The organism is Actinoplanes derwentensis (assembly GCF_900104725.1).
GTDB classification, from domain to species: domain Bacteria; phylum Actinomycetota; class Actinomycetes; order Mycobacteriales; family Micromonosporaceae; genus Actinoplanes; species Actinoplanes derwentensis.
Window position 1 is genome coordinate 3239782 of record NZ_LT629758.1, and the last position, 24413, is coordinate 3264194.

General features: G+C 70.0%; 23 protein-coding genes. 12 read left to right on the forward strand and 11 right to left on the reverse strand.

The features are described 5' to 3' along the window. Window positions 1-41 precede the first annotated feature (41 nt). The 4 genes from BLU81_RS14220 to BLU81_RS14235 form a co-directional block, all read right to left on the reverse strand. On the reverse strand, window positions 42-638 hold the full coding sequence (locus BLU81_RS14220; protein WP_157751564.1) for an STAS domain-containing protein: 597 nt from the start codon (window positions 636-638) through the stop codon (window positions 42-44). A 267-nt stretch (window positions 639-905) separates the two neighbouring features. Beyond that, window positions 906-1118 (reverse strand): hypothetical protein, encoded by a 213-nt coding sequence (locus tag BLU81_RS14225; protein ID WP_231954516.1) that lies wholly within the window; start codon window positions 1116-1118, stop codon window positions 906-908. Window positions 1119-1200: 82 nt separating this feature from the next. After that, window positions 1201-2106 (reverse strand): calcium-binding protein, encoded by a 906-nt coding sequence (locus tag BLU81_RS14230; protein WP_092545006.1) that lies wholly within the window; start codon window positions 2104-2106, stop codon window positions 1201-1203. A 133-nt stretch (window positions 2107-2239) separates the two neighbouring features. Then, complete coding sequence (locus BLU81_RS14235) at window positions 2240-2731, reverse strand: tyrosinase family oxidase copper chaperone (protein WP_092545007.1); 492 nt, start codon at window positions 2729-2731, stop codon at window positions 2240-2242. Window positions 2732-3034: 303 nt separating this feature from the next. Between BLU81_RS14235 and BLU81_RS14240 the strand changes: the two genes are divergently transcribed. The 4 genes from BLU81_RS14240 (at window position 3035) to BLU81_RS14255 (ending at window position 6335) form a co-directional block, all read left to right on the forward strand. Beyond that, on the forward strand, window positions 3035-3571 hold the full coding sequence (locus BLU81_RS14240; protein WP_092545008.1) for a tyrosinase family oxidase copper chaperone: 537 nt from the start codon (window positions 3035-3037) through the stop codon (window positions 3569-3571). Between the two features lie 36 nt (window positions 3572-3607). Then, window positions 3608-4414 carry a tyrosinase family protein gene (locus BLU81_RS14245; RefSeq protein WP_092545009.1) on the forward strand — a complete coding sequence of 269 codons (807 nt, stop codon included), beginning with the start codon at window positions 3608-3610 and terminating at the stop codon, window positions 4412-4414. 82 nt (window positions 4415-4496) lie between these two features. Further along, window positions 4497-5870 carry a S28 family serine protease gene (locus BLU81_RS14250; RefSeq protein WP_231954518.1) on the forward strand — a complete coding sequence of 458 codons (1374 nt, stop codon included), beginning with the start codon at window positions 4497-4499 and terminating at the stop codon, window positions 5868-5870. 75 nt (window positions 5871-5945) lie between these two features. Beyond that, the gene (locus BLU81_RS14255; RefSeq protein WP_157751566.1) at window positions 5946-6335 is read left to right on the forward strand and encodes a DUF2750 domain-containing protein; all 390 of its coding nucleotides are present in this window, start codon (window positions 5946-5948) and stop codon (window positions 6333-6335) included. Window positions 6336-6348: 13 nt separating this feature from the next. On the opposite strand, the gene BLU81_RS14260 is transcribed toward BLU81_RS14255, so the two are convergent. After that, complete coding sequence (locus BLU81_RS14260) at window positions 6349-6729, reverse strand: PPOX class F420-dependent oxidoreductase (protein ID WP_092545012.1); 381 nt, start codon at window positions 6727-6729, stop codon at window positions 6349-6351. Between the two features lie 193 nt (window positions 6730-6922). On the opposite strand from BLU81_RS14260, the gene BLU81_RS14265 reads away from it, so the two are divergent. After that, window positions 6923-9022 (forward strand): DUF4132 domain-containing protein, encoded by a 2100-nt coding sequence (locus tag BLU81_RS14265; protein ID WP_092545013.1) that lies wholly within the window; start codon window positions 6923-6925, stop codon window positions 9020-9022. 3 nt (window positions 9023-9025) lie between these two features. Here the strand turns inward: BLU81_RS14265 and murJ are convergent, their stop codons facing one another. Then, complete coding sequence (gene murJ / locus BLU81_RS14270) at window positions 9026-10588, reverse strand: murein biosynthesis integral membrane protein MurJ (RefSeq protein WP_092557066.1); 1563 nt, start codon at window positions 10586-10588, stop codon at window positions 9026-9028. Window positions 10589-10661: 73 nt separating this feature from the next. Continuing rightward, on the reverse strand, window positions 10662-13055 hold the full coding sequence (pepN, locus tag BLU81_RS14275) for an aminopeptidase N (RefSeq protein ID WP_092545015.1): 2394 nt from the start codon (window positions 13053-13055) through the stop codon (window positions 10662-10664). A gap of 90 nt (window positions 13056-13145) precedes the next feature. On the opposite strand from pepN, the gene BLU81_RS14280 reads away from it, so the two are divergent. From BLU81_RS14280 to BLU81_RS14290, 3 genes are all read left to right on the forward strand, one after another. Beyond that, entirely contained in the window at window positions 13146-14231 is a 1086-nt protein-coding gene (locus BLU81_RS14280) for an NAD(P)-binding domain-containing protein (protein ID WP_092545017.1), read from the forward strand. Window positions 14232-14264: 33 nt separating this feature from the next. After that, window positions 14265-15623, forward strand: a complete 1359-nt coding sequence (locus tag BLU81_RS14285) for a BNR repeat-containing protein (protein WP_092545019.1) — start codon at window positions 14265-14267, stop codon at window positions 15621-15623. Window positions 15624-15687: 64 nt separating this feature from the next. Further along, window positions 15688-16407, forward strand: a complete 720-nt coding sequence (locus BLU81_RS14290; protein WP_092545021.1) for a polyamine aminopropyltransferase — start codon at window positions 15688-15690, stop codon at window positions 16405-16407. On the opposite strand, the gene BLU81_RS14295 is transcribed toward BLU81_RS14290, so the two are convergent. From BLU81_RS14295 to BLU81_RS14305, 3 genes are all read right to left on the reverse strand, one after another. Further along, the gene (locus BLU81_RS14295; RefSeq protein WP_092545023.1) at window positions 16404-17945 is read right to left on the reverse strand and encodes a DUF885 domain-containing protein; all 1542 of its coding nucleotides are present in this window, start codon (window positions 17943-17945) and stop codon (window positions 16404-16406) included. The genes BLU81_RS14290 and BLU81_RS14295 overlap by 4 nt on opposite strands. Window positions 17946-17957: 12 nt before the next feature. Continuing rightward, on the reverse strand, window positions 17958-18752 hold the full coding sequence (locus BLU81_RS14300; RefSeq protein WP_092545025.1) for an RNA polymerase sigma factor SigF: 795 nt from the start codon (window positions 18750-18752) through the stop codon (window positions 17958-17960). Between the two features lie 115 nt (window positions 18753-18867). Further along, window positions 18868-19485: an alpha/beta hydrolase gene (locus BLU81_RS14305; protein ID WP_092545027.1), complete on the reverse strand. Its 618-nt coding sequence runs from the start codon at window positions 19483-19485 to the stop codon at window positions 18868-18870. A 118-nt stretch (window positions 19486-19603) separates the two neighbouring features. Between BLU81_RS14305 and BLU81_RS14310 the strand changes: the two genes are divergently transcribed. Genes BLU81_RS14310 through BLU81_RS14325 form a run of 4 tightly spaced genes read left to right on the forward strand, consistent with a single transcriptional unit; the run spans window position 19604 to window position 23518 of the window. Beyond that, window positions 19604-20641 carry an iron-siderophore ABC transporter substrate-binding protein gene (locus BLU81_RS14310; protein ID WP_092545029.1) on the forward strand — a complete coding sequence of 346 codons (1038 nt, stop codon included), beginning with the start codon at window positions 19604-19606 and terminating at the stop codon, window positions 20639-20641. Then, window positions 20641-21675 (forward strand): FecCD family ABC transporter permease, encoded by a 1035-nt coding sequence (locus tag BLU81_RS14315; protein WP_092545031.1) that lies wholly within the window; start codon window positions 20641-20643, stop codon window positions 21673-21675. The genes BLU81_RS14310 and BLU81_RS14315 overlap by 1 nt, the downstream gene beginning before the upstream one ends. Continuing rightward, window positions 21672-22706: a FecCD family ABC transporter permease gene (locus BLU81_RS14320; protein ID WP_092545033.1), complete on the forward strand. Its 1035-nt coding sequence runs from the start codon at window positions 21672-21674 to the stop codon at window positions 22704-22706. Before BLU81_RS14315 ends, BLU81_RS14320 begins: the two co-directional genes overlap by 4 nt. Continuing rightward, on the forward strand, window positions 22703-23518 hold the full coding sequence (locus tag BLU81_RS14325) for an ABC transporter ATP-binding protein (RefSeq protein ID WP_092545035.1): 816 nt from the start codon (window positions 22703-22705) through the stop codon (window positions 23516-23518). Before BLU81_RS14320 ends, BLU81_RS14325 begins: the two co-directional genes overlap by 4 nt. A 2-nt stretch (window positions 23519-23520) precedes the next feature. On the opposite strand, the gene BLU81_RS14330 is transcribed toward BLU81_RS14325, so the two are convergent. Next, complete coding sequence (locus BLU81_RS14330; RefSeq protein ID WP_092545037.1) at window positions 23521-24408, reverse strand: DUF1295 domain-containing protein; 888 nt, start codon at window positions 24406-24408, stop codon at window positions 23521-23523. Between the last annotated feature and the right edge of the window lie 5 nt (window positions 24409-24413).

Below are 24413 nucleotides of genomic sequence, written 5' to 3' on the forward strand. Positions count from 1 at the left end.
CCCGGCCGGGTCGGCGGCGCCGGGCCTCCGGCACACCGCGATCAGCATGCGGTCCCGCTCGACAGGATCCGTCTGCCGCGGGTGACGGTCAGGGCGTGCTCGACGGTCCGGAACATCGGGAACGCGGTGGCCAGCCGCATGGTCCGCAGCACCGCCCGCAGGAACGGTGACGCCCCGGCGAGCACCAGTTCCCCGCGCCGCCGTTGCACCGTGTTCCGCCCCCGGACCAGGGCGCCGACCCCGATCGAGTCGACGGTTCCGGCCGAAGTGAGGTCGACGACGACGGTGAGCCGGGCGGACGCGGCCGCTTCCAGCACGGACCACAGTTCGACGGCCACGTCGAGGTCGACGTCGCCGCTGACGGTCACGACGGCGGCGGTCGCTTCGAGGCGCACCACGACCCGGTCGGTGCCGGTGTGCCGCTGCCGGGCGGCGGGCCGGGTGACCAGGTCCGCCGCGCAGGTGGGGCAGTGGTGCGGCCCGCGGGCGAACGCCGTCCCACTCCAGCCGCTGGACTCCATCGCCACATAGACGACCTCGGTGTCGTGCATCCCGCAGCCACCGGACGTCGTGCTGGTACCGCACCCGTCACAAATCAGTTGTACGCCCGCGCCCGTCCCGGCCGAAACAGCAGTCATCCGCCCGCTCCTCACTGTCACCATGAGCTTCGCCGACCGATTTGACTGTGACTCCGCAAGCATGTGACAGACACGTGACAGTCCGGCGAGATCGGGAACTGTCGCACGACTGTCACGGGACCGCCCGCAGACCGTCGCACTCCCCCGACAGAGTCCTCCCCGAGCTGAACACTCCGCGTCCGGCGTGGCGGGTTTGCACCGACCTTCCACGCCGGGCGCATCTCAGCACCAGCCGCCACCCATCGACAGCTGCGGATGAGACCGTCTCTAGATCCGCAGTCGCAGGTAGGCGCGGTCGTCGAAACTGGTCTGGCCGGCGAGGACACCCTTGGTTCCGGCGAGTTCGCGTACGCACCAGGGGTCTCGTTCGAGCAGGTCGGCCAACACCGACTCGCTCTCCGCGAGCGTCCGGCCGATGACGGGATAGCCGTCGCTGGCCATCACCAGTTCGGTCACGTCCTCCGGAACGGACCGGACCACGATCATTTCCGCTGGTACGGGCCGGGTATACCAGTATGTCCCCCACCCGGGAACGGGTGGGGGACATGGACCGCGTCAGGTCTTACTGGGTGAGGGTGTCCGTGCCGGCACCGCCGACCAGCTTGTCCTTGCCGAAGCCGCCGTACAAGGTGTCGTTGCCGGCGTTGCCGTACAGGGTGTCGTTGCCCTGGCCGCCGCCCAGGTAGTCGTTGCCCGGGCCGCCGTACATGGTGTCGGCACCGTCCGTCTCGTCGCCGTCGAGCCAGCCGCCGATCAGGAAGTCATTGCCTGCCTCGCCGTAGACCTTGTCCTTGCCGGGGCCGCCCTGCACGTCGTCGTTGCCGAGGCCGGCGCGGATGGTGTCGTTACCGGAACCGCCCTGCAGGTTGTCGATGCCGTCGTGACCGTAGATCCGGTCGTTGCCGGAGCCGCCGAAGACGGTGTCGTCGCCGATGTCGCCCTGGAGCCAGTCGTTGCCGGCCTCACCGTTGACGAAGTCGGCGCCGGCCTCGCCGTCGAGCGTGTCCGCTCCGGCGCCGCCGTAGAGATCGTCGTTGCCGGTGCCGCCGAACATTCTGTCCGTGCCCGAGCCGCCGCGCAGGACGTCGTTACCGGCGCCGCCCGAGGCCACCAGGTACACCCCGGTCTTGTCGGTGAGCTTGTCGTTCTTGTCGCCGAGCGCGACGCTGATTTCGGTCGCCTTCCGCGCGGTGGTGCACTTGACCTTCGTCTTGTCGCCGGCGACCGGCTTGCAGCCCTTGCCGGCTTTGATCGCGACCTTGTCGTCCAGGGTGAACGTACGGCCGGAGACCGTGATGACCAGTGAGTTCACCTGGCCGGCAGCCGCGGTGAACTGGACGATGGTCTTGTTCGTCCCCAGGACCTCGGCCTTGGCCGCGGTGGCGGCCTGTGCCGGAGAGGCGAAGAGGGTGGTGGCAGCGGCCGCGATTCCGATCGCGGCCAGCTTCCGACGGTTGAGTTCGAACATAGGAGCCCCCCGGTTCTTGCTGGTGTAGCAAAATCCTATGAGGATCGATGGGCCGTGGAACTCCCGGATTCGTGTCACGTGCAGCGTGCCGGGGCCGGGTGCGGAGTGCACCCGGCCCCGGCACGCGGTGGTGTCAGCTCTTGGTGGGCTTGGGGGTGGCGGTGGTGGCGGCCGGGGTCGCGGTGGCGGTCGGCTTCGGAGTAGCGGTGGCGGTCGGCTTCGGGGCCGGGGCCGTGAGGTCGGGGCAGGTCGCGCTCGGCTCCGCACTGGCGGACAGTCCCAGGTTGCCGAGTGCCTTGACCGACGCCTTGGTGATGTTGCGGACGCTGGTCTCGGGCTTGAAGCCCTGGATGGCGCTGGTGTACTTGCCGTCCGGCGCCGGGTAGAGCACCAGCCGCTTGCCGTCGATGTAGGCACAGGCAGACTCGCCGGTACCCCAGCCCATGATGTGGTGCCCACGGTAGGTCTCGTAGAACCCGGGCTTCTTGGCCATGTCGACGGCCGGAGCCGCCGCCAGCGCCGTACCTGCGGCGGCCAGCGCACCGGCCGCGGCGGCCAGGACGACAACCGTCCGCTTGGCGGTGCCACCAGAACGCCGCGGTTCCTGTTTCCTGAAGATCTTCATTGAAATCATCACCCAACACGCCATTCATCGACGTTCGAAAGAGTATTCCCGGATAGCGCCATCGACGCATCGCCGAAGTGCGTCACCACAGTATCCCGACATCACCCCGGGAAACGTTCCGCAACACGGCACCCGCCGGATTCAAGATGCCAGGAATATCCTTCAGTTCATCACATCGTTAATCCTTTAGGCGACACTTAACGCTTTCTTTCCTACGGCTGGTGGACACGATTATGCGGCTCGCCACCAGTCTGCTTACATGGGTCAGAACATGACAAATTCGCCGCGCAGAGAAGGATTTCAATGGCTGATGTGAAACGTCGCGACGTTCTGCGCTACGGCGCTGCCGGAGCCACCACCGCTGCGACCGCGCTGGTCGGAGCGCAAGCCCTGGCCAGCCCGGACACCCCGGCTACCAAGTCCAACAAGCCGGCCGCTCCATACGCCAGGGGGGTCCCCCGCAAGGGCGAGCCACGGGACTTCGACGAGTTCTACAAGGGTAAACGGATTCAGGGCCGGTACAACATGGGTGCCCTGTCCACCCTCGGCAGTGTGACCAGTCTGGGTGGCGCTCTCACCACCACACTCGGGATCGCCGGGCAGAACGAGCTGTACATCAACGACCGGGCGCTCGCGCTCACCGCCATCCCCACCATGTTCTTCCCCACCGACGGCCGGCGGCCGTACGTGGGAATCGGTTTGATCAGCGCGATCAATCACTATGACCCGGTCGAACTCGAACTGGACCCGAACTGTCTCCGGAAACTGGTCAAGAAGGTCGTCGACGTTCTGGGGGATCTCGAACTCAGCAGCGGGGCCGCGCAGGAGCACACGCACTGAGTCCGTCTGTCAACGACTGTGAAAGGCACCTTATCCATGGCCGTCCGTAAGAGCATCGCCGCGATGACGAGCCCGGAGAGGACCGCGTTCGCCAACGCTCTCCGGCAGCTCAAGACCACGTCCGTGAACGGGCGTAACTACAACTGGTACATCGACCAGCACATCACGTACTTCGCCCGTACCGGCGACAACATCAGTCACGCGCATCAGTCGCCGTCCTTCTTCCCGTGGCACCGCGAGTACCTGCGACTGCTGGAACTTGACCTGCAGACGGTCACCGGCGACTCGAACATGTTCCTGCCCTACTGGGACTGGACGTTGTCGGCCTCGCCGTTCACCGCCGACTTCTGCGGCGCGATCACCAACGGCAGCGTCAATTCCGGCAACTTCAGCCCGAACTGGGGCTGGCCGATGTACCGGAGCAGCATCAACACCAACTTCCTGCAGCGCCGTCTCGGGCAGGGCGCCAGCCGCCCCACCGCGGGCAACGTCAACAACGTGCAGAACTTCACCGTGTACGACCAGTCGCCGTGGAACGGCGGGGTCTCCAACAGCTACCGAAACCGCAACGAGATCGAGTTGCACAACCGGGTGCACAACTACGTCGGCGGGCACATGGGCACCCGGGAGGCCCCCAACGACCCGGTGTTCTGGCTGCACCACTGCAACATCGACCGCCTGTGGTGGCTCTGGCAGCAGAACCGCGGCGTCGACACCTACCAGCCGCGGACCGGAACCACCTCGGGCGTCATCGACAACACCGAGGCGATGCAGCCGTTCGGCGCGGGCCGCACCCCGTCGGCGGTCCGGGACATCGCCGTGCTGGGTTACAGCTACCTCTGACCCAACCGGACTCCGCGAGAGGCGGCCGCCGTACGGCGGCCGCCTCTCGCGGTGATCGCTGATCGTCGATATGGTGCGGGGCGTGAGACTTCGCATCGCGGCCGCTGCCGGCGCCCTCCTGATGGCCCTCTCCCCCGCCACCGCCGCCCGCGCCGCCGACGATCCGCTGCTGGACCAGCTGACCGGCGTACCCGGCCTGACCGTCGTCTCGGAGACCCAGGGCACCGGCTACCGGTTCTTCGTGCTCACCTTCCGGCAGCCCGCCGACCACCGCCACCCCGGTCAGGGCACCTTCGAGCAGCGGGTCACCCTGTTGCACCGGTCGCAGACCCAGCCGATGGTGCTGTCCACCAACGGTTACGGCCTGGCCGCCAGCCCGCGCCCGACGCAGACCGAGCCGACCGCGCTGCTCGGTGCCAACCAGGTGTCGGTCGAGCACCGCTTCTTCACCCCGTCCCGGCCCGCGCCCGCCGACTGGTCCGACCTGAACATCTGGCAGGAGGCCACCGACGAGCACCGGATCGTCAGCGCGGTCAAGAGCCTCTACCCGACCCGCTGGATCCAGACCGGCGGCAGCAAGGGCGGCATGACGTCGGTCTACCACCGGCGGTTCTACCCGGACGACGTCGACGGCGTGGTCGCCTACGTGGCTCCCGACGACAAGATCAACCCCGAGGATCGGGCGTACGACCGGTTCTTCGCCACCGTCGGCACCCCGCAGTGCCGGGCCGATCTCGACGAGGTCCAGCGGCAGGCCCTGCTCCGGCGCGACCGGCTGGTTCCCCGGGTGGAGGCCGCCGCGGCCGAGAACGGCTGGACGTTCTCCCGGACGATCGGCACCGCGGACCGCTCGTTCGAGATGACGGTCCTGGACACGGTGTGGGCGTTCTGGCAGTACAGCCTGCTGGCCGACTGCGCCGGCGTGCCGAAGTCAACAGCGACGGACGACGAGTTGTACGACTGGATCGACTCGGTGGCCGGGTGGAGCTTCTACACCGACCAGTCCCTGGAGTACTACTGGCCGTACTACTACCAGGCGGCCTCCCAGCTGGGCTGGCCGAGCCTGAAGTTCGAGCACCTGCGCAAGCTGCGCGCGTACCCCGGCCTGTACACCGCGAACGCGTCCCTGCCGAAGGAACTGCGCCGGCCGCACAACCCGTTGCCGATGATCGACGTGGACCTCTGGGTGCGTACCCAATCGTCTCGAATGTTGTTCATCTACGGCGAGAACGATCCGTGGGGCGCCGAGCGATTCACCCCCAGCAAGCGTGACTCGGCCCTGTTCGTGGCCCCCGGCGCCAACCACGGCGCGAACATCGCCCGGCTGACCCCCGCCGACAACGCCGCGGCCACCGCGTTGCTGCGCCGCTGGGCCGGGGTGACTCCGGCCCTGGCCTCGAACGCCGTCGACCTGCCCCTGGACGACCAGTTGGGGGACCGCCGGCGCCTGAGCTGACCGGCCGCCCGGTGTTCCGCGTGCGATGCCCGATAACATCGCCGCGGAACACCGGAACCGGAAAACGGAGATATCGTGGCATCGGATGACATCTCGCGCCGTGAGGCGGAGCAGCTGCTCAAGCTCGACGGCGAGGCCCGGGTCGCCCGGACCTTCGAGGCGATCGCCGACAAAGGCGCCCTGTGGGTGTGGGGCGACGAGGGCGACATCCTGTTCACCGAGGACGGCCGCCGGCGCAACCTGCTCCCGATCTGGCCGTACGCCACCGTCGCCCGCCTCGAGAACGAAGGCGACGTGGACGGCGAACACGCCATCCGGATCAGCGTCGACGTCTTCCTGAAAGAGTGGTTCCCCCAACTCGACGAGGACGACGCCGACATCGCGATCTTCCCGTCCGAGGAGGTCAACGCGGCCGTGCTCACCCTCGCCGAGTTCCGCGCCCGGGTGAAACCGGCCCGCCGCTGACCCCGCGGAGGGCTCAGAGCGTGATGACGATGCCGACGATCGGCTTACGTTTGACCCGGAACACCGTGGCGAACCAGTTCCCCACCCGGGACGTCAGGTAACGGCGGGCGATGAGGTCCCGGGCCGCCCGGCTCTCCTGCTCATCGAGGATCCGGGCCGTGCCGGGAACCGCCGTCGCCCCGTCCGGGACCTTGCCCCGGATGTCGCAGACGGTGACGGCAACCTGCGGATTGTTGCGGATCCGCCGAACCTTCCACGCGTCCGCTTCGGAGATGACGGTCACGGTGTCCCCCTCGACGACATGCCAGACCGGCGTCGAGATGGCCGTGCCGTCCTTGCGATAGGTGGTCAGGCTGATCTGTTTGGTCCCGGCGAACGCCGCCCCAGCACTCATGCCCACGAACCCTATCGGTCCCCTTCCCCACCCCACCGCGAGCACCCGTCCCGGCCGAACCGCATGAACCACCCGGCGGAGTCTGGCTGATGTTCACGGCCTTGGTCGGCGGTGCCGGGGCTGATGGGCGCACGGTACGGTCTGCGGACCCGAAGTGTGGAGGCGTGGCGTGGGCAGGCGGCAAGGACCGGTCGTGGTCGAGGAGCCGGCCGGTGCCGAGCCGACCGTGATGGCGTGGCGCGACGGCGAGCGGGAACTGTGGTGGTCGCGGGCTGCGGCGCTGGAGCACGGACTCGAACGCGACGACTGGGTCACCGCGGTGCGCGGTGCGGTCAACCTCTCGGACCTGGCGCCGGAGCAGGTGCCGTGGCTGTTCGCGAAGGGGCCGGAGACGGTGGCGCGGGCTCTGCTGGGCAAGTCGGCGTATCTCCGGCATCACCAGCGAGCCGATCTGGGCCGGGTGGCGGCGGCCCGGTTCGAACTGGACGCGACGGCGTACGTGCTGGCCGAGGCGGCGGAGAACCCGGACCGGCTGGGTCTGCTGGTGTTGCCGTTTCGGGGGCCGGAGGTGGCGGCGCTGGTCGCGGGCTGGCTGCGGCATCTGGGTTCGGCGCGACTGTGGGCGCGGCTGTGGCTGGACCGGCATCCGGAGTGTGCGGTTCGGGCGCTGGTTCCGGTGGCGGCGGGCAAGCCGGGCCGGGCGCGGCAGAACGCGGAGGCGGCCCTGCGGTTCCTGTCGGCGGCCGGTCACGGTCCGATCATGACCAGAAGCGGAGAACAAGCCCTGCTCCCGGCCGGTAAGAACCGGATGGTCCTGGAGCAGCTGCCGGAGATCCGGACGGTCACGGGCGGGATCATGCCGGAGGATCACGTCGCCCGGCTGGTCACCGCGCTGACCAGGTCGAGTCTGGATGACCCGCCGGAGCCGGCTCCGGGTGACGCGGACCGGCCGGTGCCGCTGGTGGTGGAGTCGTCGGCGGCGGCCCAGCCGGCGGTGCGCGCGCCGGAGAAGGAGCTGGCCGAGCTGATCGCAAGTGCCGACCGGGCGAGTCTGGCCGGGTTCGGGCGGGCGATGCTGGACCAGTGGGTGACCGCCGGGATGGCACCCGCGGAGTCCTGGGTGCTGCTCGCGCAGGCGCACCTGGGCGACGACGCCACGATGGATGTCCTGGCGCCGCTGGTGCGGTCGTGGCCGGCGAAGAGCCGGCATGCCCGCGCGGTCGACGGCTTCGCCGTGCTGGCCACGGTCGGGTCGGAGGTGGCGCTGCGGCATCTGCTGGCGATCGAGGCGAACATGTCGGGCGGGCCGACCAACGAGCGGGCCACCGTCTACCTGACGCAGGCCGCGGCGGCGCGTGGGCTGTCGGTGACGGGGCTCGCGGACCGGCTGGCGATCACGCACGGTCTGGAGACCGGGGTGAGGGTCGACTACGGGTCGCGGTCGTTCCGGGTGCACGCCGACGAGCATCTGGTCGCCCATGTGGTGAACGCCGACGGGCGGATGCTGGCCCGCCCGCCGAAACCGGGCGTGAAGGATGTCAAGCCCGCGGCATACCAGCAGTTTCTGCAGTTCAAGAAGGATCTGCGGGCGACCGCCGTGGCGCAGGCCGGGCGGCTGGAACGGGACATGGTCCACCGGCGGCTGCGGCCGGCACGGGACCTGCCGGGCGTACTGCTGCCACATCCGGTCCTGGGCCCGATCGCACGGCGGCTGTTGTGGGGTGAGTTCGACGGCCGGCGCCTGGTCCGGGCACTGCGGATCGCTGAGGACGGCAGTTTCGCCGACCTGCACGACGACTCCGCCGACGTCAGCGCGGACGCGCGGCTGGGTATCGTGCACCCGGCCGACCTGGGCGCGGATCTGGACAGGTGGGCGCAGATCTTCGCCGACTACGAGATCGTGGCACCGTTTCCGCAGCTCGGCCGGGCGATGGTGGCGCTCACCGAGGAGCAGCGGGCGGCGACCGGGCTGCCGGGGTCCGGCACGCTGAACGCCGAGCGGCTTCTCGCTCTGATGCGCAACCGCTGGCACGGCGACGGATTCCACATCAACAGCCGGGTGCACAACAGGCTCGCCCGGAAGTTGCCCGGCGGGCTGACCCTGCTGGCCGAGCTGTCGCCGGGCATGCCGGCCTCCGCCTACCTGACGACCGGCGAGCACGCGATCACCGAGATCTGGGTGGACGAGGCGTGGTCGGACCACTGGCACCCGTTCCGTCGTACGGCGATCGGCGAAGTTGATCCTGTTGCTTTGTCGGAGGCGCTGGTCGAGCTGTATGCGGCACGGGTCTGACGGTCACCAGGTGCGGATGCCGGGCAGGGCCGCGTTCAGCAGGTGGCGCAGTTCGGCCAGGCGCAGCAGCCGTCCGGCGGCCAGGTAGCCGAGGCCGCCGGCCAGCGCCGCGACCAGGCCGGTGATCAGCGCGCCGGTCCACGCCGACGCGTCCACCACCGGCCGCAACCCCCAGAACGCCAGCCCGGCGCAGGCCACGGCGACGACAACGGCGGCAAAGACCCTGGCGTGGGTACGGATGAGCCGCTTCCCGTCAATGTAGCCCAACCGGCGGCGGAGCACGATCGCGGTCAGGTTCAGTCCGGTGAGGTAGGCGGCGGCGTACGCGACCGGGATACCGATCACGATGTCCCCGGCCGGCAGCAGCCATCCGGCGATGGCGCAGCCCAGTACTCCGACGGCGGCGACGACGGCCGTGATCACCGCGGCCGTCCGGGTGTCCTGCAGTGCGTAGAGGCCCCGCTGCAGGATCATGTAGCTGGTGAACGGGACCAGTGTCAGACCGTAGGCGGCCAGCACCAGCCCGAGGACCCGTACCGTCGCCGGATCGCTGTTGCCGTGGTCGAAGAGAACGATCGCGATCTGCGGGCCGAGCAGCATGAACGCCGCCGCGATCGGGGCCATCACGACGAGCGCGGTCCGCACCGCCCGGGACAGTCCGGTGACCACCCGGTTGTGCTCGTCCCGGGCCGCGTACTGACTCAGCCGGGGCAGCATCGCCGTCATGATCGAGACGGCGACGACCGCGAACGGCACCTGGAAGATCGCGTTCGCGTACTGGAACGCGGTGATGCCACCGAACCCGCTCCAGGACGCCGCCCGGGTCGCCGCCGCCACCAGGATCTGCTGGGTGACGACCGCCAGCAGCACCCACAGTCCGAGCTTGCCGATCTGCCGGATCCCGATGCCCCGCGGATCCAGGTGCAGCCGGATCGGGAACCCGGACCGGCGCAGCGACCACACGACCAGGGTCATCTGCGCGAACACCCCGGCTGTGGTGCCCAGCGAGAGCAGCAGCAGATGGCCGTCGCCGAGCGTGGTGCTGGTGCTGCCGCCGACCGCCGCGTAGGTGAGACCGACTGCGATCACGATCACGCTGTTCACCAGCGGCGCCCACGCCGGGGCTCCGAACAGCCCGCGGATCTGCAGCACCGCCGCGGCGGTCGCGCTGATCCCGTAGAACAGGATCTGCGGAAAGAAGTAGCGACTGAAAACGATCGCCAGATCCCGCTGTTCCGCGGTGAAGCCGGGCGCGTACAGGTCGATCAGCAGCGGCGCCGCCACGATCGCGACCACTGTCATCACGCTCAGCACGTAGACGATCAGCGACAGCAGCCGCTGCGTGTACAGCACCCCGCCGTCGGCCTCGTTGATCGTCGCCCGGGTCAGCAGCGGCACCACGATGCTGGCCATGGTCCCGCCGACGACCAGCTCGTACACCTGGTTCGGCAACGTGTTGGCCACGTTGTAGGTGTCCAGCAGCCGGGTGCCGAGCCCCAGAGCGGCGGCGAGCACGATGATACGAACGAACCCGGCCACCCGTGAGGCGAGCGTCGCGAGGGCCAGATTCCGCCCCGCCGACCTGATCGAAGATCCTTCAGTCACGGTCACTGTCTACCGGTTCCCCGTGATCGCCTGCTCAGGGGCCCCACGGCAGGCGGTCGTCGAGCTCGTCCTCCCAGTACCGCTTCAGCACGACAGGCACGTCGTCGTGCAGCGCCGCCCGGACGAGCGCCAGCTCGCCGGCGGTCAGCGCCAGGGCGGGGAACGCCCGGCCGAGCGCGGCGGCGAACGCCGAACCGCGCCGGGCCAACGCCGGCGCGACCGCGACGTAGGCGGCGATGTACGGCGTGACCAGGTCCCGCTGACCCGGCGACCACAGCCCGGCGGCGAGGGCCCGGAAGCGGCGTACCGAGACGTCCGGGACCTCGGTCATCGCCGCCCAGGCCGCCGCTTTCGCCTCCGCGGTGGGGCGGGCGGCCAGCGCGGTGGCGGTACCGAGGTCACCCGCGTCGGTACCGTCGCGCAGCCGTTCGGCTTCGATCTGCGGTGCGGCGAGGCCGCCGAGTTCGGCCAGCCGGTGTACGACGGCCCAGCGGAGTTCCGGGTCGAGTGCCAGCCCCTGGTCGGTGGCGTCGGCGTCCAGCCACCGCCGCAGCAGCCCCTGGTCGCTCGTGGTCCGGGCGAGTCCACGGGCCAGCACGACCGCACGCTGCTCGTCCGGCTCGTCCTCGGCCGTACACGCCGCGGCGATCACCTCCAGCGCGGCGGTTGTCTCCGCGGGCGGCAGCACGCGGCGTACGAGGTGGTTCAAAGTCCGGTCGAGGGCGGCGGACACCAGCGTGGGCGAGGGCTCGCGCGGTAGTTGCAGCGCCAGCAGTAGCAGGTGGGCGGCCGGCGTCGCCCCGTCGAGCAGCACGTCCCACAGCACCGCCCGTACCAACGGGTCGGCCAGTGCGCTCAGCTCGCGCGCGAGGGTGTCGTGGGAGAACGGGTCGAGTTCGACGCGGGCGAAGGTATCGCCGTGCGCGTTGGGTACGACGACCAGCCCGGCCCACTGCGGTAGTTCGACGGGCTCGTCCGCGAGGTCGACCAGCTGGGAGCCGGCCGGTTCCAGCGACGGGGAGTAGGCGGTGACGGTGAACCGGTGTGGCCGCACCCCGGTCCGGGTCAGCACCGGCACGTCACCGTGGCGGGTGACCCTGATCGTGTCGTGTCCCGTCTGCCGCAGCCACACCTGAGCCCAGCCGCGCACGTCACGCGGGGAGGCCGCGTCGAGTGCCGACAGCAGGTCCTCGAGGGTGGCGTTGGCGAACCGGTGCCGGCTGAGGTGCGCGTTCACCCCGGCCAGGAAGTCGGTCTCGCCCAGCCAGGTCACCAGTTGCCGCAGGACGGCGTTCCCCTTGCCGTAGGAGATGGCGTCGAAGATCGTCATGCCGGTGGCGACGTCGGGCACGTCCTCGGTGGCCGGGGCGACCGGATGCGTGGACCGGCGCCGGTCGGCGAGGTAGGCGCCGGGTTTGTGAGCCGCCTCGAACGACACGCGGGTACCGGGGTAACCGGCGACCGTCTCGGCCACTTCGTAACCCATGTAGTCGGCGAAGGACTCGTTGAGCCACGCGTCCTCCCACCACACCGGCGACACCAGGTCGGCGAACCACATGTGCGACATCTCGTGCGCGATCACCATCGCGCGATACCGCCGGTCGTCGTCGGTGACCCGATCGCGCGGCAACATGGACTCGTTGAAGGTGACGCAGCCCGGGCACTCCATCGCGCCCCAGTTGAGGTCGGGAACGAAGACCTGGTCGTAGGAGTCGAACGGGAACGGCTCGGTGAAGATCTCGCCGTAGTGGTCGAAGCAGACCTCGGTCACGCGCCGCAGTTCGGCGACGTCACGGTCCAGGGCGGCGGCCAGCGAACGCCGGGTGTGCCAGCCCATCGGCAGGCCGCGGTACTCCCATCGCACCGAGTGGTACGGACCCGCCACGACGACGAACTGGTCGCAGGGGATCGGCGGGGTGGCGGCGAACCCGAACCGTCCCCCACCCGCCGCGGTGAGCCGCCCGTTCGACAACACCGTCCACGCCGGGTCCGCGGTCACGGTCAGCGTGATCGGCCCCTTGAGGTCGAGCTGGTCGAAGCAGGCGAACAGACGCTGGGTGATGTCCAGGCCGAGATATCCACCGACGTAACGTTCCCCGTCGACCGGGTCGACGAAGGAGTGCAGCCCCTCACCGTCGGTGACGTACTGCAGCCGCGCGTCCACGACCACCTCGTGCACGCCCGGTTTCAGGTCGTCGAGCACGATCCGGCGGCCGTCGTACACCGGCGTGACGGGCGATCCGTCGAGCGTGACCTGCAGAGACTCGGCCCGGTACAGCTCCAGGAACGTGTCGCCGCCCTCGGTGTGGAACCGCACCACGACCCGGCTCCGGAAGTCGTCGCGGCCGGTGACGTCGAGCGCGAGGTCGTAGGAGACGTCCGAGAGCATGGCAGCCCGGGCACGGGCCTCGTCCAAGGTCAGCGACATCCGGTCAGCCTATGCGCAGCGGTTGGCGGCGAGGATCACAGCTCGGGCCGGACCGGAAATACCCGGCGGTTCGGGTGGGTTGCGGCGCGTATGAGGACGGCGACGGTGGTGGTCGTGGGTGGCGGGCAGTCGGGACTCTCGGCCGGCTACCACCTGCGGCGGCGTGGGTTCGGCAGTGCGCTTCAAAACCCTTCCGGCGGGCGTACGTTCGTCGTGCTCGACGCCGCGGCCGGAGCCGGTGGGGCGTGGCGTGACCGGTGGGAGTCGCTGCGGATGGCGACCGTGAACGGCATCTTCGACCTGCCGGGTTTCCCGAAACCACCGATCGATCCGGGCGAACCGAGCCGGACCGCCGTACCCCGCTATTTCGCCTCGTTCGAGGCGCAGGCCGATCTGCCGATCGTGCGGCCGGTGCGGGTCGGCTCGGTGCGGCCGGGACCGGACGGTGGGCTGATCGTGGAGACCGACCGGGGTCCGTGGGCCGCCGAGGCGATCATCAACGCCACCGGGACCTGGGACAACCCGGTCCGGCCCTGGTACCCGGGGGTGGAGACGTTCACCGGGACGCAACTGCACACCCGGGAGTACGTGTCGGCCGACCGGTTCGCCGGCCGGCGGGTGGCCGTCGTCGGCGGTGGGATCTCCGCGGTCCAGTTGATCGAGGAGATCTCACGGGTGGCGAAGACGTTCTGGTACACCAGGCGTGAGCCGGTCTTCCGGGACGCCTTCGAACCGGAAGTGGCCGGCCGGGACACCATCACGAAGGTGACCGCGGACGTCGAAGCCGGTCGCCCGACCGGCAGTGTGGTCTCCTACACCGGGCTGATCTGGACGCCGTACGCGCTGGCCGCCCGGCAGCGCGGCGCCCTGGACCGCCGGCCGGTGTTCACCGCGATCGAGCCGTACGGGGTGCGGGAGGCGGACGGTTCGTTCACCTCGGTCGACGCCATCCTGTGGGCGACCGGTTTCAAGGCGGCCCTGTCCCACCTGGACCCGCTGCACCTGCGTAACGACCAGGGCGGCATCCGCCTGATCGGCACCCGGGCCGCCGCCGACCCTCGCGTGCACCTGATCGGTTTCGGTCCGTCTCAGTCGACGGTGGGCGCCAACCGGGCCGGTCGCGAGGCCGTCAACGCACTGGTCAAGCACCTCGACCAATCGATGCTGATGAAATAGGGTCGGATTCCCCCGAATCCCCCGAGGTGCTCCATGAAACGATTCATCCCCGCCGCGCTGGCACTCGCGCTCGTCGCCACCGTGCTGCCCGGCCAGCCCGCGACCGCCGCCGCGCCGACCGTCACCGCCACGTCCACCACCGTCCTGACCACCAGCGGACGGACCGCCCTCACCTACACCGGCTACATGAACGGCGAGTCGTTCCAGCAGGACGGCATCGTCACCTACAGCGGCTGGCAGTACGCCGCCTTCTGGGACCAGAGCGGCTACGTGAACCTGTCCCGCCGCCAGGTGCCGTCCGGGGCCTGGTCGAACCTGCGGCTGACCGACTACGTCACCGCTTCGACGGACTCGCACAACACCATCAGCATCGGCATCGCCCCGTCCGACGGCACCATCCACCTGGCGTTCGACACGCACTCGTCGCAGTTGCGCTACCGCCGGTCGGTCGCCGGTCTCGCCACCGCGCCGACCTGGTCGACAAGCGGTTTCGGGGCGGTGCAGACGAAACTGACGAGCACCGCGATGGACGTCGTCACCTACCCGCAGTTCTTCGCCCACCCGGACGGCACCCTCCAGCTCGCCATCCGCACCGGTTACAGCGGCACCGGCGACGAGGTGCTGTACGAGTACACACCCGGCACCTGGACGTCTGTCGGCGAGTTCATCGACGGCACCACCGCCGGGAACAACGCCTACCTGTTCGGCATCGAGTACGACAACTACGACCCGGCCACGCCGTTACTGCACGTCACGTGGACGGTGCGGGAGACCTCGAACGCCAGCACCAACCACGACCTCTACTACGCGTACAGCAAGGACAAGGGCCGCACCTGGCGCAACAGTGCCGGAACCGTGGTCGCCACCTCCGGCAGCAGTCCCCTCGCGGCGAACGCGAGCACTCTGAAGGTGTGGGGCATCGGCCAGAACCGTGGCCTGATCAACCAGGAATCCCAGGTCGTCGACGCGGCAGGCATCGTGCACGTGCTCGCCTCCCACCTGCCCGCGTCGGCCGCCGACAACAGCGACTTCACCGCCGCCCGTGAGACGGCAGTCCTCGTGCACTACTGGCGGGACAAGGCGAGCAAGGTCTGGCACCAGGACTACACGCCGTTCCTGGAGCGCTCGGCCCGCGGCGACATCGCCGTCGACAGCGGTGACAACCTGTATGTGGTCAGCGGTGACTCCAGCACCCGCAAGCTGCACATCCAGACCGCGTCGAAGGCGTCCGGCTGGACCGATTGGACCATCCGCTACACCTCGGCGGCGATCTACTACTCCGACCCGCTGATCGATCACCAGCGTCTCAAGTCGCTCGGCACGCTGAGCTTCTTCGCGCCCCGGTACGGCGGCAGTCAGATCGACGTGCAGGACTGGAAGGTGAGCGCCTGACCGCGACTGCCGCCGGGTTCGTGCAAAACTCCTGGTTGCCGTCGTACCGCCGAAAGGACACTTCATGCTCTCTCGCCTCGTGGAACTGGACTGGGTAGCCACCCGGATCGGCGACATCAGCCTGCGCCGCCGGATGGAACCCACCACCGAGACCGAGGTGTACGAGGTCAAGCTCGGCGACGAGTACCTGATGTCCAGCCTGTTCACGGTCGCCGAGGAAGAGCTGTCCCGGCTCACGCTGGCGGCCCTGTCGTACCAGCCGCTGGATGTCGTGGTGGGTGGTCTGGGTCTGGGTTACACCGCCCGGACCGCCCTCACCGACGACCGGGTCCGGTCCCTGATCGTGGTCGAGGCGCTCGCCCCGGTGATCGGCTGGCACCGTCGTGAGCTGCTGCCGCACGCCGCCGCGCTCACCACCGACCCGCGCACCACCCTGTTGGAGGGCGACTTCTTCGCCCTGGTCCGCGACGGTTCGGGTTTCGACCCGGCCGTCGGGGGCCGCCGTTTCGACGCGATCCTGCTCGACGTCGACCACTCCCCCGTGAACGTCCTGAACCCCGCCCACGCCGACCTCTACACCGCCGACGGGCTGCGCCGCCTGGCGAACCTGCTGCACCCGGGCGGCGCTTTCGGCCTGTGGTCCGACGACGCCCCCGACGACACCTTCCTGACCTTGCTGAACGAGGTCTTCGCCACCGCGACCGCCGAGGTGGTGACCTTTCCCAACCCGCTGACCAGGGGAACGTCCGCCAACACCGTCTACGTCGCCACCACCGCCGCCTAGCGGGCCGAGGTTACCCAGCGGTCGATGATCGTGGACAGCACGGGCATGGGGACGGCGCCGGCTCCGAGGACCTGGTCGTGGAAAGCGGCCGGACGGTAGCGGCTGCCCAGGGCGGTGCGGGCGGTCTCACGCAGGCGCAGGATCTCGCGGGCGCCGACGCTGTACGCGAGGGCCTGACCGGGCCAGGCGATGTAACGGTCGGCCTCCTGTCGTACGTCGCGCTCGGAGAGCACGGTGCTGTCCCGCAGGAAGTCACCGGCTTGTTGCCGGGACCAGCCGAAAGCGTGCAGGCCGGTGTCGGTGACCAGACGCGCGGCGCGCAGGGCGGCCATGCTGACCCGGCCGAGGCGGGCCAGCGGCGACGAGTACAGGCCGAGGTCGTCGGCGAGTTGTTCGGCGTAGAGGGCCCAGCCTTCGACGTAGGCACCGAGCCGGGTGTCGACGTACCGCCGGAAGTCCGGTAGTGATTCCCGTCCTTGCGCGGCGACCGCCTGAAAGTGGTGGCCGGGCACCGCCTCGTGGTAGGTGAGCGCCTCCAGGGCGAACCGGCTGCGCTGTTCCGGCTCGGCGGTCAGGATGAACACCGTTCCGGGCTGACTGCCGTCGACGGCCGGCGGGCGGTAGTAGCCGGCCGGTGCCGAGTCCGCGTCCTCGGGCGGCACCGCTTCGACGTGGCAGGGAGCGTCGGCGGCGAGAGCGGTGATCTCGGGGGTGAGTGCCTCGGCCCGTTTCAGGGCGCCGGCGACCGTCTGCAGGATCTCGTCGGCGCTGGCGCACCGCAGTGCCGGGTCGTCACGCAGGCGGGCCCGGACGGCGGCCGGTTCGCTGCTGCCGAAGGCTTCCCGGCCGAGTGACGACCACTGCGTCTCCAGGTCGGCGAGTAGTTCCAGGCCCAGGTCGTGGACTTCGCGCGGGGTCATCGGCAGGGTGGTGTGCGCGGCGACGGCGGCCCGGTAGCCGGCTTCTCCGCCGCGCACCTCGGAGATGCCGACGTGCTCGTCGTCGCGGGCGACCTCGGAAAGTTCACCGGTGTAGCAGTCGGCCAGGCTGCGCATCGCGGCCCGCACGTCGGCCGGGCCGGGCCGCAGCAGGTAGCCCTCCAGCTGGGCGGCGGCCTGCGCCAGGCCCGCGCGGGTGCTCGGACGGCCTCGTGCCGAGGCGTCGCGGTAGCGGTCGGCCAGGCCGTCGAAGAAGGCGGCGGCACCGGGAAGCCGCTGTTCACCGCCGGCCGTGAAGTACGACGACTGTGGTGACACGATGACCATCGCCGACGCGTTGGCCTCCCACAGGCAGTGTTCGGCCTCGTCGGCGGCGGTGTCGGCCATCCACCGCAGCACGGCCCGGTCGATGTCGTCACCGCTCGCGGAAGCGGCCGACCGGGCCGTCGCACGGAAGTGGCGTGCGGCGTCCCGGTCGGCCGAGGGGTGCGGGTCGGGCAGCAGCGCGTCGTAGGCGGTGAGGCCGACGAGGCTGGCGCCCAGCGGATCGTGACGGTTCAGGCGTTCGAAGAATTCAACACCGAGTTCGCGTACGTTCACCGCGACATGATGTCAGACCATGGCACCGTCGAGCTGGGTACGCAGCTTGGCGAGCGCCTTGGCCAGCAGTCGCGACACGTGCATCTGGGAGATCCCGATCTGGTCGGCGATCTGGCTCTGGGTCAGGTTGCCGTAGAAGCGCAGGCTGACGATCTTCTGCTCGCGCTCGTCCAGGGTGGCCAGCGCGGGGCCGATGGCGATGCGCAGTTCGGCCAGCTCGAAGCCGGTGTCCTCACCGCCGAGGGTCTCGCCGAGTTCGGTGCCGCCTTCGGTGACCGGGGTGGCGAGGCTCGTCGAGTTGTAGGCCCGCGCGCCTTCGAGGCCTTCCAGGACCTCGTCCTCGCTGATGTTCAGGTAGTCGGCGATGTCGGTGACGGTCGGCGAACGGCCGAGGGTGTGGCTGAGCGTGCTGTTGGCGCCGGTGATCGCGAGGCGCAGCTCCTGCAGGCGGCGCGGCACCCGCACCGACCAGGTCTTGTCCCGGAAGTGGCGCTTGAGCTCGCCGACGATCGTCGGGATCGCGAACCCGGCGAAGTCGACACCGCGGTCGGCCTCGAACCGGTCGACCGCCTTGATCAGGCCGAGGAGGGCGACCTGGTGGAGGTCGTCGCGGGGCTCACCGCGGTTGGCGTAGCGGTTGGCGAGGTGCCGGGCGAGCGGCATCCACGCTTCGATGGCCTGGTCCCGCAGCCGGGGCCGGGAGGGGTGGCCGGCCGGGAGGGCCGCCATCGTGTTGATCAGCTCGCTGGCCGGCTCGGCGCTGGTGGCGGACTCGCGTCGAACAGCGGTGTCGGTCATGACGGTCATGCGTGTGCTCCCTATGGCAAACCGGGCCGGGCTGGGCTGGAACGCACCCCCGTTTCCCACCCCGATCAGGGCCTAAACACATTTGCCCAAGAGCAATCACCTCTTTCTGGATCTGTCAGCCGATCCGGTGACGCAGCCAGTCGCCGAGCGCCTCCAGGGCGGGCATCGCGATACCGTGTCCGACCGGGTCACGGCGAGTGGTGGCGACCGCTGCGGACTCGTCGCGGACGTAGGTCCAGGTGCGGTCGAGCAGTTCGCGCGGGATGACGGTGTCGTGGTCGCCCTGGGCGACGAAGACCGGGACACCGGCGAGCCGGTCCGAGGTGGTGGGCACGCCGGCGTCGAACGGCAGGGTGCCGTAGAGGACGGCGGCTCCGGCCCAGCGCTGCGGGTCGTCGAGCAGCAGCCCGCCGGCGAACGCTGCTCCCCCGCTGAAGCCGATCAGCACGACCGGCCGCCCGTCGGGGGCCGCGGTGTCGAGCCAGCGGCGGAACCAATCGAGGTTCGCGCGCAGCGACTCGGGCACCGGGCGGCCGATGCCCCGGTTGGCGAACCAGGCGTAGCCGCCGCCCTCGGCGATCGGGGCGCGCACCGCCGCATAGGCCAGGCCCTCCGGCAGGTGCCCGGCGAGATCGAGGATCTCCTGCTCATGGGACCCGCGCCCGTGCAGCAGGACGACAAGCGGCGCCTGCGGGTCGGTGGATCCGGCGGTGGCCACGACGGGGTTGGTCATGGTCGAACAGTATGCCGAAATAGTTGAAGCGTCAACCTTTTCCGGGGCCGCCCACAGTTGTCGATCATGAAGCTGTTAGGTTAGGCAAGCCTTATCGGTCAAGTTTGGAGTTCACAGCATGCGTGCATCCCGGTTCCTGGCGGGAATCGTCGCCGCGACCACCGCCCTGGCGCTCACCGCCTGCGGGTCGTCCGACAGCGAGGAGACCCCGGCCGCCACCGGCAGCGCCGCCGCGGCTTCCTTCCCGATCAGTGTCGAGCACGCCTTCGGCACCACCACCATCGCGAAGAAGCCCGAACGGGTGGCCACCGTCAACTGGGCCAACCACGAGGTTCCGCTGGCCCTGGGCATCGTCCCGGTCGGCTACGCCAAGGCCAACTTCGGTGACGAGGACGGCGACGGCCTGCTCCCGTGGGATGCCGCGAAGCTCAAGGAACTGGGCGTGCCGACGCCGACGCTGTTCGACGAGACCGACGGCATCGACTTCGAGGGCGTCGCCGACACCAAGCCGGACGTCATCCTGGCCGCCTACTCGGGTCTGACCCAGCAGGACTACGACACGCTCAGCAAGATCGCGCCGGTCGTGGCGTACCCGAAGAAGCCGTGGGCGACCTCATGGCGCGACAGCATCAAGCTGGAGAGCAAGGCCCTGGGCCTGGCCACCGAGGGCGACGCGCTGATCACCAAGATCGAAGGGCAGATGAAGGCCGAAGCGGCCCGCTACCCGAAGCTGGCCGGCAAGTCGGTGATGTTCCTGACCCACATCGACCCGACCGACCTCAGCAAGATCAGCTTCTACACCACGAACGACACCCGGGCCCAGTTCTTCACCGACCTCGGCATGAAGCACCCGGAGAGCATCGCGAAGGCCTCGGCCACCACCGAGGAGTTCAGCCTCACCCAGAGCGCCGAGCAGGTCCAGAACCTCAGCGACGTCGACATCATCGTGACCTACGGTGACGCCGAGGGCACCACCCTCGCGACCCTGCAGAAGGACCCGCTGCTGTCCAAGGTTCCGGCCATCGCCCGTGGCTCGTTCGTGTCGCTGCCCGGCAGCACCCCGGTCGCCACCGCCGCCAACCCGACGCCGCTCGCCGTCTCCTTCGTGCTGAAGGACTACGTCGACCTGCTCGGCGCCGCCGCCGACAAGATCTGATGTCACCAGCTGAAGGGCCGGACGTCGCGACACTGCGGCGCCCGGCCCGGGTGCGTCTGGGCTGGCTGCTGGTCGTACTCGCCGCCCTGGTCCTCGTGATGCTGGCGTCGGTGGCCTTCGGGTCCCGCATCGTCGGCTGGTCCGACATCGTCGCCGCGGTCGGCGGCACCGACGAGACCCTCGACCAGGCGGCGGTGATCAAACGCATCCCGCGTACGTTGCTCGCCGCTCTCGTCGGAGCGGCCCTCGGCCTGTCCGGCGCCGTGATGCAGGGCGTCACCCGCAACCCGCTCGCCGACCCCGGCATCCTCGGCGTGAACATGGGCGCCATGCTCGCCATCGCGGTCGGCATGGCGACGATCGGGCTGTACACGGCCACCCAGTACATCTGGGCCGCCATCGCCGGCGCCGCGATCTCCGCCCTGTTCGTCTACTCGGTCGGTTCGCTCGGCCGGGGCGGCGCCACCCCGCTCAAGATCGCGCTCGCCGGTGCGGCCACTTCCGCCGCCCTGACCTCGCTGGTCACCGCGGTGGTGCTCCCCCGCGGTGACATCGCCGAGAACTTCCAGTCCTGGCAGGTCGGCGGGGTCGGCGGCGCGACCTGGGAGAACATCGCCCAGGTGCTGCCGTTCCTGCTCGGCGGCCTGGCCATCTGCCTGCTCAGCGCCCGCTCGCTGAACTCCCTGGCTCTCGGCGACGAACTCGCCGCCGGCCTCGGCGAACGGGTCGCCCTGGTCCGGGGGGTGGCCGCGCTCGGTGCGGTGGTCCTGGCCGGCGGCGCCACCGCCATCGCCGGCCCGATCGCCTTCGTCGGCCTGATAGTCCCGCACATGTGCCGCCTGCTGGTCGGGCTGGACCACCGCTGGCTACTGCCGTTCTCGGCCCTGACCGGCGGTGTGCTGCTGACCGCCGCCGACGTGCTCGGCCGGGTGGTGAACCGCCCCGACGAGATCGAGGCCGGCATCATCACCGCCCTGATCGGCGCCCCCTTCTTCATCTACATCGTCCGCCGCCAGAAAGTACGCGAGCTATGACCACCACGACGCTCGACGCCGTCACCCGCGGCCGGGTCCGGCGCGGCCGGCGGCGCCGGGCGGTACTCGGCGGCCTCACCGTGACCGTCGTCGCGCTCTTCGCCGTCTCCCTGATGGTCGGGCAGACCTTCTACACCCCCGGCGAGGTCTTCCGGGTGACCCTCGGCGAGACCGTCCCCGGTGCGTCCTTCACCGTCGGTGAACTGCGGCTGCCGCGCGCGGTCCTGGCCCTGGTCACCGGCCTGTGCTTCGGGATCGGCGGGGTGACCTTCCAGACCATGCTGCGCAACCCCCTGGCCAGCCCGGACATCATCGGCATCAGCTCCGCGGCCGGCGCCGCGGCGGCGTTCGCCATCATCGTGCTCAACCTCGGTGAGGCGGGCGTCGCCACGTTCGCCATCGTCGCCGCGCTCGCCGTCGCCGTGATCATCTACGTGCTGTCGTTCAAGGACGGGGTGGCCGGCACCCGGCTCGTGCTGATCGGCATCGGCATCGCCGCCATGCTCAACAGCGCCACCTCCTACATCCTCAACCAGGCCGGACAGTGGGACCTGCAAGCCGCCACCCGGTGGCTCAACGGCAGCCTCAACGGCTCCACCTGGGACGAGACCATGCCGGTGCTAATCGCGCTGGCGGTGTTCGGTCCGATGCTGCTCGCGCAGGCCCGCAACCTGACGATGCTGCAGCTCGGCGACGACACCGCCGCCGCCCTCGGGACCCGGCTGGAACGTACCCGGCTGATCGCCATCGTCGCCGCCGTCGGCCTGATCGCGTTCGCCACCTCGGCCACCGGCCCGATCGCGTTCGTCGCGTTCCTGGCCGGCCCGATCGCCGCCCGGATGGTCGGCCCCGGCGGTTCGCTGCTGGTCCCGTCGGCCGTGGTCGGCTCGCTGCTGGTGCTGCTCGCCGACTTCCTCGGCCAGTTCGCCTTCGACACCCGGTTCCCGGTCGGCGTGGTCACCGGCGTGCTCGGTGCCCCGTACCTCATCTTCCTGCTAGTGCGCACCAACCGCGCGGGAGGCTCCCTGTGACCACCGAACACTCGCTGAAGGTCGAAGAACTGACCGTCGGGTACGCCGACCGCGTGGTCATCGACTCGCTCGACCTGCTCCTGCCGCCCGGCAAGATCACCGCCATCGTCGGCGCCAACGCCTGCGGCAAGTCGACCCTGCTGCGGTCCATGTCACGGCTGCTCGCCCCGCGCGCCGGTCACGTCCTGCTGGACGGCCGGGAAGTCCACAAGATGCCGGCCAAACAACTGGCCCGCACCCTCGGCCTGCTCCCCCAGTCGCCGATCGCCCCGGAGGGCATCACCGTCGCCGACCTGGTCGGCCGGGGCCGCAACCCGCACCAGCGGATCCTGTCCCGCTGGAGCAAGGACGACGACACGGCGGTGGCCGCCGCCCTGGACGCCACCCACACCGCCTCCCTGGCCGACCGTTCGGTGGACGAACTCTCCGGCGGCCAGCGCCAGCGGGTCTGGATCGCGATGGCCCTGGCCCAGCAGACCGACGTGCTGCTGCTCGACGAGCCCACCACATTCCTCGACGTCAGCCACCAGATCGAAGTCCTCGACCTGCTGACCGACCTGAACCGTGACCGCGGCACCACCGTCGTGATGGTGCTGCACGACCTGAACCTGGCGGCCCGCTACGCGGACCACCTGATCGCCCTGGCCGACGGCGGTCTGCACGCCGCCGGAGATCCCGCCGAGGTGTTGACCGAGGATTGTGTACGGGCGGTGTTCGGCCTCGACAGCACCGTCATCACCGACCCGGTGTCCGGCAAGCCCTTGATGCTCCCGATCGGCCGCCACCACGTGCAGACCCCGACCAACCGGTGATCCTATGACCACCGGCGGGCGGACAGGCGGGGCAGCAGGGCCGGGACGCGGCGCATGTGCTGGGCGTAGTCGGGGCGGTGGGTCAGGGAGCGGCGGTCCATCATCGGGATGCTGACGAAGACGAACAGCAGGACCATGCCGATCGGGCCGATCACCGTCCACCACCATGACGGGGCGGCGGCCAGGCCGAACAGCCACAGGCCCCACCAGAACAGGATCTCGCCCAGGTAGTTGGGGTGCCGGGAGAGCCGCCACAGGCCCTGGTCGATGATCCGGCCCCGGTTCTGCGGGTCGCCGGCGAAACGGTGCAACTGCCGGTCGGCGGTCGTCTCGATCGTGACGGCGGCGACGGTCACCGCGACGGCCAGCAGGTCCAGTGGGCCCCAGGCCCGGCCGCCGGCGGTGACGGCCGGCCAGACCGCGAGCAGCCCGCCGAACACCACAAGTGTCGGGACCAGCTGGATGCCGACCAGGTTGACCAGCCACCACGGGGCTCCGGCGGGACGTTCCTCCCGCAGTTGCGCGTAACGCCAGTCCTCGTGGTGCAGGCCCTGCCAGGACCGGGCCCAGTTGGCGGTCAGCCGGATCGACCAGGCCAGGACCAGCAGCAGCACCACGCCCGGGCGGGCGCCGGGCGCGCCGAGCCACAGCACCCAGGCGGCGACGATCACGGCGGGGGCGACGCTCCAGTACGGGTCGTAGAGGCTCGCGTTCGCCGCCGCCGTGCTCGCCGCGAACACCAGTAGTGTGGCGGCGATGTCGGCGTAGAAGGTGGCCGGCAGCGGATGCCGGGCGGGTTGTACGGCCACCACGAGCCAGGCGATCAGCCCGGCCGCCGTGTAGAGCAGGGTCACGACGGCGAACCCGAGTGGTCTCGGCCCGTTCGACATGATCC